The following is a 9,036-nucleotide window of genomic DNA, read 5'->3' on the forward strand; positions in this document are numbered from 1 at the left end:
CTGGACGGTAATGAAGTGATATTCGGGGTGGATGTTCTTCTTGGCCATCGGGGTAAGCTCCATAAATGGCTGGTTCCGACCAGCCTGAGGAAGGGCGGGCCGCTAGCATGGGCGCGCGGCGGATGCAACGGCGCGATCACCAGCCGCTCGACTTCCCTTTGTTCTGCTCGTCGAGCCACGCCTTCAGCGGCGCGAAATATTCGGCCATTGCTGCACCCGAAATGTCGCGGCTACCCGTGAAAGCGTCCAGGGCGTCGGGCCAAGGCTTCGACTGGCCGAGTTCGAGCATCGCGTTCAGCTTCGCGCCAACCTCCTTGTTGCCGAAGAACGAGCAGCGGTGGAGCGGCCCCTTCCACCCGGCCTGATCGCACGCCGCCTTGTAGAATTGGAACTGAAGCAGCCGCGCGAGGAAATAGCGGGTGTAGGGCACCTGCGCCGGGATATGATATTTCGCGCCGGGATCGAACTTGGTCTCGTCGCGCTCGACCGGCGGGACGATGCCCTGATATTGCAGCCGCAGCGCGTTCCACGCGGCCTGATAATCGTTGGTCTTGATCGCGCCCGAAAACACACCCCAGCGCCATTTGTCGACGAGCAGCCCGAACGGCAGGAACGCGACCTTGTCCATCGCCTGCCGCAGCAGCAAGCCGATGTCCTTGTCCTCGCTCGGCACCTTGGCGGGATCGAGCAGCTTGATGTCGACGAGATATTGCGGCGTGATCGACAGCGCGACGAAATCGCCGATCGCCTCGTGGAAGCCGTCGTTCGCGCCATTCTTGTAGAGGAACGGCTGCGCCTTGTACGCGCGCTGGTAATAATTATGGCCGAGTTCGTGGTGGATGGTGACGAAATCGCCGCTGTTCACCTTGGTACACATCTTGATCCGCAGATCGTCCTGATTGTCGATATCCCAGGCCGAGGCATGGCACACGACTTCCCGATCGGCGGGCTTGGTGATCTGCGAGCGCGTCCAGAAGGTTTCGGGCAGCGGCGCAAGGCCGAGCGAGGTATAGAAGCCCTCACCGATTCGTACCATCTTGACCGGATCGTCACCGCGTGCCGCTAGCAGCGCACCGATGTCGAAACCCAGCTCGCCCGCTCCCTTGGGCGCTACCAGATCATAGATGTCGCCCCATTCCTGCGCCCACATATTGCCGAGCAGATCCGCGCGGATCGGCCCGGTCTTGGGCTGCACCATGTCGCCATATTTTTCATTGAGCTTCGCGCGGGTGTAGGTGTGCAGCGCCTTGTAGAGCGGCTCTACATCCTTCCACAGCTTGTCGGTCAGCGCGCCAAACTCTTCGGGGCTCATGTCATAGCCCGAGCGCCACATCGCGCCGACGTCCTTATAGCCGAGCTCGCGCGCGCCCTGATTGGCGATGCCCGCCGCCCGCGCATAATCGTCGCGCAGCGGCGCGCCGACATTGTCGTGCCAGCTCACCCACATTTCCTGGAGCTTTGCGGGATCGCGGATCGTGCCCATCGCGGCTTCGATGTCGCTGCCATTGATCGGCTTGCCGTCGAGCGTCCCCTTCCCCTTGCCATAAGCTGACGCCATTTTGGTCGACAGCGTCGCGAGCGTATCGGCAGCGCCCGCCGTCGTCGGTGCCGGCAGCGTGATGCCGCCGCGCAACAGATCGAGCTTGCGCCTCTGGTCGGGCGACAGCCCCGCGACCTTCTGCAGCTTGGCCGCATCGAGCGCGAGCTTGACCTGATATTCCGTGAGTTCGGCGCTGTTCTTCGCCGCGAGCGCATCGGTATCGTCGGTGATGTAGGTCGCGTTGATCCATTGGATCCGCCCCGCCTCAAGCACCATTGCGTCGAGCTTCGTCTCAGCAGTTTTGAGGAAGGCATCGACATCGGCAAGCGTCGGCGCGGGCGCGGCGAGCGCCGGGCTGGCGGCAAGCACAACGGCGAGTGCCGATGCGGCGGTGAAATGGCGGATCATGGCTATCCCCTTGATGGTCTGTTGGCGCGACAGTGAGCAGCCCGCGCCGTCAGGGTCAAGCGGCGAGATAAGCCGCAATCGCTCCGCCGAGGTCGGGTTTTGCCACCGCGCTCATGTGATTGCCGGGGATCGCCTGATAGCGCGCTTGGGGCAAGGCTTGGGCGAGTTCCTGTGCCGAGCCATTATCCTGATCATCCTCACCGCACAGGATCAGGATCGGCCGACTGAGCGCGGCCAGCTCGACATCGGTGCTCGACACGAATGTATCGAGGATATGGACCAGCGCCTTGGGATCGCCCCCACTGGTCTTCAGAAACGCCTCGGCAAACCATTCGGGCGTCCCACGCTCAAAACTGCCGATTTCGGTCAGCACCCGGCGGAAGAAGTCGCCGCGTCGCTGGGCATCGATCGTGCCCTGATAGCCCATGCCGGAGATGACCGTGCGGCGCGGTGTCGCGCCCATGATCAGCATCCGCAAGCTCGTGCGTGCACCGAGCGAATAACCGACCAAGTCATAGTCGGTGAGACCCAGATGCGCGACCAGCGCGAGATTATCGGTCGCGAGCACATCGGGGGGATAAGCAGCGGCGTCATTCGGCTTGGCACTGTCACCATGCGCGCGCAGATCGGGCATGATCACCCGAAAGCCGCGCGCGGCAATGGCGGCGGCGTGGCCGTATCTGATCCAGTTGGTCTGCGCGTCCGAGAAAAACCCGTGGAGCATGACCACCGGGCGCCCCTCCCCGGTCTCGCGCCAGACGATCTCGGCGCCGTCGAAGCTGGCGAAGCGGTGCAGTGGCAAGTCGGTCATTCACTCTTCGCCTTTTCCCAGCGCGCGACGAGCGAGGGATAGTCGTCGGCGCGATCGCGCGGCAAGGCGCTTGTGTCGAGCCAGGCTTCGTTGATCGTCTCGGCGCCAAAATGGCTGACGGGCACGAAGCCCGAGGGATCGTCGAGGCTGCCGACGGTCAGGTCCATCTTGGGTGAGTCAGGATAGGCGAACCCGAGCGGTGTGCCGCAGCTTGCGCAAAAAGGGCGCTGCGCAATCGGTGAGGAGGCATACCAATCGGGCTCGGTCGACCAAGCAACGCTCGCCTTCTGGACGCCGATGAAGGCCGCCGCGACCCCGCCCGTCGCGCGCTGGCACATCCGGCAGTGGCAGAGATAGGCTTGGCGGTTCTCTATCTGTGCTGAGTACCGGATACTCCCGCACTGGCAGCCACCAGTAACGGTCTCGATCGACTCGCTCATCCTACCCCCAGTGCTGATCGCTATTGCTCAGGATAGCGGGAATCGGGTCTCCGGCAACGCTTACCGACGGCGCGCCGGGGGTGTTCCACCGGAAGAGTGTCACGTGCCACCCGTCCGGGATATGCCGCGAACGATCGATGATGCCGTCGGCGCCAATGGCCCGCGCGGCATCGGCATTATGCCACGATGGCGGCTCGCGACCGGCCGAGAGTAACAAACGCCAGTTCGCGTTGGAGTCCTCGCGGTCGATGCCTAGCGCCACGCATGCCGCCGCATCACGCTGATCGAACACCGTAGCCTCGCCCAGCTCAAGCGGCACGATCACCCGAGGCAACCCATCCTCGCGCATGTAACCCGACACCGCGATATAGGCCCATTCGGGATCGCAGGTCAGGTAGAGGGCTGGCTGGCCGAGCCGGTGATAGCGCCCCGCGCTCGCCGGTCCCGGCGGGGCAAGCACGCCTTCGACGCGGCTGGCGAGGATCGCGCGGTAGAATCGACCCGAGATCGTCAGCAGCGGGATCGTCGACCCCGCCAAGCGATTACGCCGCCTTCTTCAAATGCCGCCGCCCGAGCAACTCGGCGATCTGCACCGCGTTGAGCGCCGCGCCTTTGCGGAGGTTGTCGCTCACGCACCACAGCACCAGGCCATTGTCGACGGTCGGGTCCTCGCGCACCCGGCTGACGAAGGTGGCGTACTCGCCGACGCATTCGACCGGGGTGACGTAGCCGCCATCTTCGCGCTTATCGACCAGCATCACGCCCGGCGCCTCGCGCAGGATGCTCTGCGCCTTCTTGGCCGAAATCTCATTCTCGAATTCGATCGTGATCGCTTCCGAATGGCCGACGAACACCGGAACGCGCACGCATGTGGCGACGACCTTGATCCTGGGGTCGAGGATCTTCTTGGTCTCGACGACCATCTTCCACTCTTCCTTGGTGAAGCCGTCGTCGAGGAAGCTGTCGATGTGCGGGATCACGTTGAACGCGATCTGCTTGGTGAACTTGTGCGCTTCTGCCGAGTCACCGACGAAGATGTTGCGGCTCTGTTCGAACAGCTCATCCATCCCCGCCTTGCCCGCGCCCGATACCGATTGATAGGTCGAGACGACGACGCGCTTGATCGTGGCGTAATCGTGTAGCGGCTTGAGCGCGACGACCATCTGCGCGGTCGAGCAATTGGGATTGGCGATGATGTTGCGCCGCTGATAGCCGTCGATCGCCTGTGGATTCACTTCCGGCACGATCAGCGGGACATCGGGGTCCATCCGGTAGAGCGAGGCATTGTCGATCACGGTGCAGCCAGCCGCGGCAAAGCGCGGCGCGTGGAGTTTCGATCCCTCGCTGCCGATCGCGAACAACGCCATGTCCCAGCCGGCGGGGTCGAAATGCTCGATATTCTGCACCTTGAGCATCTTGCCAGTGTCACCGAACTCGATCTCGTCGCCTTGGCTGCGCGATGAGGCGACCACCGCCAACTCGCTGATCGGAAATTCGCGCTCGGCGAGGATGTTGAGCATCTCGCGCCCGACATTGCCCGTCGCGCCTGCGACCACGACCCGATACCCGCTCATCTCTTTACCCTTGCCGATGCTGTGTTGGCGCTGACTTAGGCCCCCTGCCCGCTTTGTCCAGTATCAGGCGCTATTTCTTCGCAGGCATCCGCCGGTCGAGGAAATCGAGGATCGTCGTCCACAGGTGCGCGCTGATGCCGGGGCCGCCGACGCGGTGGGTCTGGCCGGGGTAGAACATCATTTCGAACGGACGCGCTTCGTGCTGCATCCTGGCCGCGAACGCGGTCGAGTTGGTGAAGACGACATTGTCGTCGGACATGCCGTGGATCAGCAGCAGCGGATCGGTGATCTTCGCGCTATCGGCCAGCGCGCCCGAGCTTGCATAGCTGGCCGGATCAGTGCGCGGGTCGCCGAGGTAACGCTCGGTGTAGTGCGTGTCGTAAAGCTCCCACTTGGTCACCGGCGCGCCCGAAATCCCCGCCGCGAACACGCCCGGTGCGGCTTCGAGCATTTTCAGCGTCATATAGCCGCCATAGGACCAGCCATTGATCGCGATCCGCTTCGCATCGACGAACGGCAAGGTCTTGAGATAGCCCGCACCCGCAAGCTGATCGGCGACTTCGACGCTGCCCATGGCGTGATAGATATGATCCTCAAACGCCTTGCCGCGATTGATCGAGCCACGATTATCGATCTGGAAATAGATATAACCGCGGCTCACCAGATATTGCGGCAGCGCGCCATTCCACGCATGCGTTACCTGCTGCGCGCCGGGGCCACCATAATGCTGGAAGAAAACGGGATAGGTCTTGCCCGGCTCCAGCTTCGGCGTGATCATTTCCCAGAAGAGTTCGGTGCCATCATCGGCCTTGATCGTGCCGAACTTGCGCTCCTGATGCTGCGCGAGGAACGGGAAATAGGGGTGCCCTTCCTTCAGCGCATTCTCGTTAATCCAGCGCAGCCGCTTGCCGGTCGCGTCGGCGAGGTAGAGCTGGGTCGGCTGGGTCGGGTTCGACCGCGCGACGATGATCCGGCTCGCGGCGCCATCCATCGTCGCGCCGTTCCACCAACCCGCCTCGGTCAGCCGCGTGACTTGGCCGGGCTTGGCAATATCGACGGCGTAGAGGTGCTTTTCGAGGACACCGTCCTTGTTGCCGGTAAAGAAGATGCGGCCCTTGGCTTCGTCGATCCCGGCGATGTCCTGGACGACCCAGTTGCCGCTCGTCAGCGCGGTCCACTGCCCACCTTTGAAATGGTAGAGATGGCCAAAGCCCGTCCGCTCCGAGCGCCAAATCAGCGACCCGTCCTTCAGTGGCTGATACGCATCGGTCAGGTTGAGCCAGCTCCGGTCGCCCGATTTCTCCGTAAACAGCACGCTGGCCTTGCCCGTGGCGGGGTCGACACTCAGCATGTCGAGCGTCTTCTGGTCGCGGCTCTGGCGCTGGACGAGCAAGGTCTTGCCGTCGGGCGTCCAGTCGACGCGGGCGAGGTAGATATCGGGATTGCTGCCGAGATCGACCTTTACCGAGGCGCTGCCATCGGGCTTCATCACGTAAAGCTCGACCAGCGCATTGGGCGTGCCCGCGGCGGGATAACGTTGATCGACCACCTTGGTGCCATCCGCGCCAATCGCGGCGCGCGTGACGATGCCAACAGTGGCTTCGTCGAACCTCTCGACCGCGATCAGCTTTTCGTCGGGTGACCACCAATAGCCCGTGCGGCGGTCGATTTCCTCTTGCGCCACGAACTCAGCCTCGCCCCAATGGACCGTGCCTTTGCCGCTCTGGGTCGCCATCCATGGCGCGGCGCCGCCAATCGGCTGGACGAAAAGATTCTGTTCGCGCACGAAGCTGACATAGCCGCCCCTGGGGCTGACGACGGGATTGAGCTCGCCCTCGGGGCTGTTGGTCAGCCGGTCGACCTTGCCGTCGAGGTGCGCGAGGAACAGGTCGCCGTCGAGCGGCACGAGGATCGCCTTGCCATCGGGCGTCCAGTCATAGGCAACAATGCCCCGCGACCCGCCGATCCGCGCACGCTCGCGTTGCATTTTTTCGGCTTCGGAAAGTTCGGCGCCCGAGCCGATGGCCTTGGAGTCAACGAGCATCCATTCGCGACCGGTCTTGGTGTCGAGCGCCCACAGATCAAACCGCTCCTTCTCGTCGGCGCGCGGGCGCAGCGACGTGAGCAGGCTGCCGTCGGGCGACAGCTTCAGCCCGCGCGGCTGCGAACCCGACAGGTCGGGGCTGGCGAACAGGCGTTCGAGCGTGAGCTTCTGCGGCGTGTCAGCGGCCATGGCGGGTGCTCCCGAAGTCAGCAGCATGCCAGCCGCCAATGCAGCGACGCCCAAAGCCTTGATCACACGCCATCTCCAGTCCCGATTTTTCGCGCGCACGAACGGCGGCAGCTGGCGCGTTATTGCGGGGTGAAGCGCTGGCGTAAAGGGGCTTGAAAATCCGCCCCGTCCCCTTCCCACCGTTCGTCCCGAGCGAAGTCGAGGGGGGGGCGCCAAGCGAAGCGACCGTGTCTCGACTTCGCTCGACATCAACGGGAGGAGCGAGGTGGTGTTGATTACCGTTCGACCGCGACCCGCGCCGCAATCAGCGCCTCCGCCAGCGCCTCGATATCGGCATCTCCGGTCCGCCATGACGAAACACTGAGGCGGAACGCAGGCCGTCCCTGCCACACAGTCGGGCCAAACCAGAACGAGCCGCTGGCCGTAACACGCTCGCGGATCGCGTCGGTCGCCGCATCCGATCCCCCGCGCACCAGCACCTGATTGATCGCGACATCGTTAAGCACCTCGAACCCACCGCCCAGCAGTCGCTCCCCGAGCCGCGCGGCTTGGTCGCAGTGGCGGTCGATCATTGCCGCGATCCCGTCGCGCCCGAGCGACCGCAGCGCCGCCCAGATCGGCACCCCGCGCGCGCGGCGCGAAAACTCCATCGTCAGGTTTTTCTGCGCATCCGTCGACGCGGTCGCATAAGTCGCATCGCTGTTCATCGCGACTGCCAGCGCATCGGCATCGGCGCAGATTGCCATTGCGCCGTCATAGGGCGTGTTGAGCCATTTATGCCCGTCGGTGGTCCAGCTATCGGCGAGCTCGACACCCTCGGTCAGCGCGCGGCGCGACGAGGCGCGTGCCCATAGCCCAAACGCGCCATCGACGTGCACCCACGCGCCAGCGGCTTTCGCGCGCGGGATGATCGTCGCGAAATCATCGAACGCGCCGCTATTCACCTCGCCCGCCTGCAGGCACAGGATCGTGCGGTCGTCGAGCGCGGGGAACTGCGCAGGGTCGATCCGCCCCTGCCCATCCACCGGCGCGACGATCAGCCGCGCCATGCCGAAACCCAGCACCCGCAGCGCCTTGCGCACGGTGATGTGGACGCTCGCCGACACGATTACCTTGATCTCGGGCGCACCGATCAACCCGTCCTGCGCAAAATCCCACCCCGCCCGCGCAAGCAGTTTCTGCCGCGCCGCGGATAGCGTGGCGATCGTACAGGCCGTGGCGCTGGTGCCAAAGCCAACGGCGCTGCCACGTGGCAAATCGAGAATGTCGAGCACCCAGCGGGCGGCCACTGCCTCGACGGTGGCGGCAACCGGCGAGTTGACGAACGATGATGCGCACTGGTCCCACGCCAGCATCAGCCGCTCGGCCGCTGCCGCCGCCGGGAGGGCTGCGCCGATCACGAACCCGAAATAACGCGGCCCGTTCGACACCCCCGTTGCGGGCGAGCCGATATCGTCGAGCAGGGCGAGCGTCGCCTCGGCGTCTTGCCCTTGGTCGGGGAGCGCTTCGTCGAACTTCACCAGCGCCGCCAGCGCATCGGCATCGGGGTACACGCGCTGGGTCGCCACGCCCCCCAGATAGGCATTGGCGCGAGCATCGGCATCAGCAATCAGATCGAGTTCGTCCATTTGCAGCTCCGGCGTTGCTGGAATGCTGCGCTGTCTAGCCAAGCCGCTCCACGCCGCAAACGAAAACGGCCGCCCCGATGTACGGGACGGCCGTTCGGCAATTCTGACGAAGAGCTTATTCGCCCTTGGTATCGCGACGCTCGGCGATACGCGCCGACTTGCCGCGACGACCGCGCAGATAATAGAGCTTCGCGCGCCGCACGATGCCTTTGCGGACGACTTCGATCGAATCGATGTTGGGCGAATAGAGCGGGAAGACGCGCTCGACGCCTTCGCCGAAGCTGATTTTCCGCACGGTGAAGTTGCTGCCCATGCCCTTGTTCGAGCGCGCGATGCACACGCCTTCGTAATTCTGGACGCGGGTGCGCTCGCCTTCGACGACCTTCACGCCGACCTTCAGCG

Annotated in this window: 8 protein-coding genes; all 8 read right to left on the reverse strand. The window is 64.2% G+C overall.

Going from position 1 to position 9,036, the window contains the following annotated elements; genetic code table 11:
• Positions 1-136 precede the first annotated feature (136 nt).
• A complete protein-coding gene (locus K2W81_RS09600; RefSeq protein WP_294103720.1) occupies positions 137-1,948 on the reverse strand; it encodes a M2 family metallopeptidase in 1,812 nt (603 codons plus the stop codon).
• Between the two features lie 55 nt (positions 1,949-2,003).
• The gene (locus K2W81_RS09605) at positions 2,004-2,759 is read right to left on the reverse strand and encodes an alpha/beta fold hydrolase (protein ID WP_294103722.1); all 756 of its coding nucleotides are present in this window, start codon (positions 2,757-2,759) and stop codon (positions 2,004-2,006) included.
• Complete coding sequence (locus K2W81_RS09610) at positions 2,756-3,199, reverse strand: GFA family protein (protein WP_294103724.1); 444 nt, start codon at positions 3,197-3,199, stop codon at positions 2,756-2,758. The genes K2W81_RS09605 and K2W81_RS09610 overlap by 4 nt, the downstream gene beginning before the upstream one ends.
• A 1-nt stretch (position 3,200) precedes the next feature.
• Positions 3,201-3,737 (reverse strand): RES family NAD+ phosphorylase, encoded by a 537-nt coding sequence (locus tag K2W81_RS09615; protein WP_294103726.1) that lies wholly within the window; start codon positions 3,735-3,737, stop codon positions 3,201-3,203.
• A 4-nt stretch (positions 3,738-3,741) separates the two neighbouring features.
• Complete coding sequence (locus tag K2W81_RS09620; protein ID WP_294103728.1) at positions 3,742-4,773, reverse strand: aspartate-semialdehyde dehydrogenase; 1,032 nt, start codon at positions 4,771-4,773, stop codon at positions 3,742-3,744.
• Between the two features lie 70 nt (positions 4,774-4,843).
• Positions 4,844-7,033, reverse strand: coding sequence for a DPP IV N-terminal domain-containing protein (locus K2W81_RS09625; RefSeq protein WP_294103732.1), 2,190 nt, complete (start codon positions 7,031-7,033; stop codon positions 4,844-4,846).
• A 248-nt stretch (positions 7,034-7,281) separates the two neighbouring features.
• Positions 7,282-8,634 (reverse strand): pyridoxal-dependent decarboxylase, encoded by a 1,353-nt coding sequence (locus tag K2W81_RS09630; RefSeq protein ID WP_294103730.1) that lies wholly within the window; start codon positions 8,632-8,634, stop codon positions 7,282-7,284.
• A gap of 115 nt (positions 8,635-8,749) precedes the next feature.
• A partial coding sequence (rplS, locus tag K2W81_RS09635) for a 50S ribosomal protein L19 (RefSeq protein WP_294103731.1) occupies positions 8,750-9,036 on the reverse strand: 287 nt, incomplete at its 5' end.

This window comes from Sphingomonas sp. (assembly GCF_019749955.1).
Lineage (GTDB): Bacteria > Pseudomonadota > Alphaproteobacteria > Sphingomonadales > Sphingomonadaceae > Sphingomonas.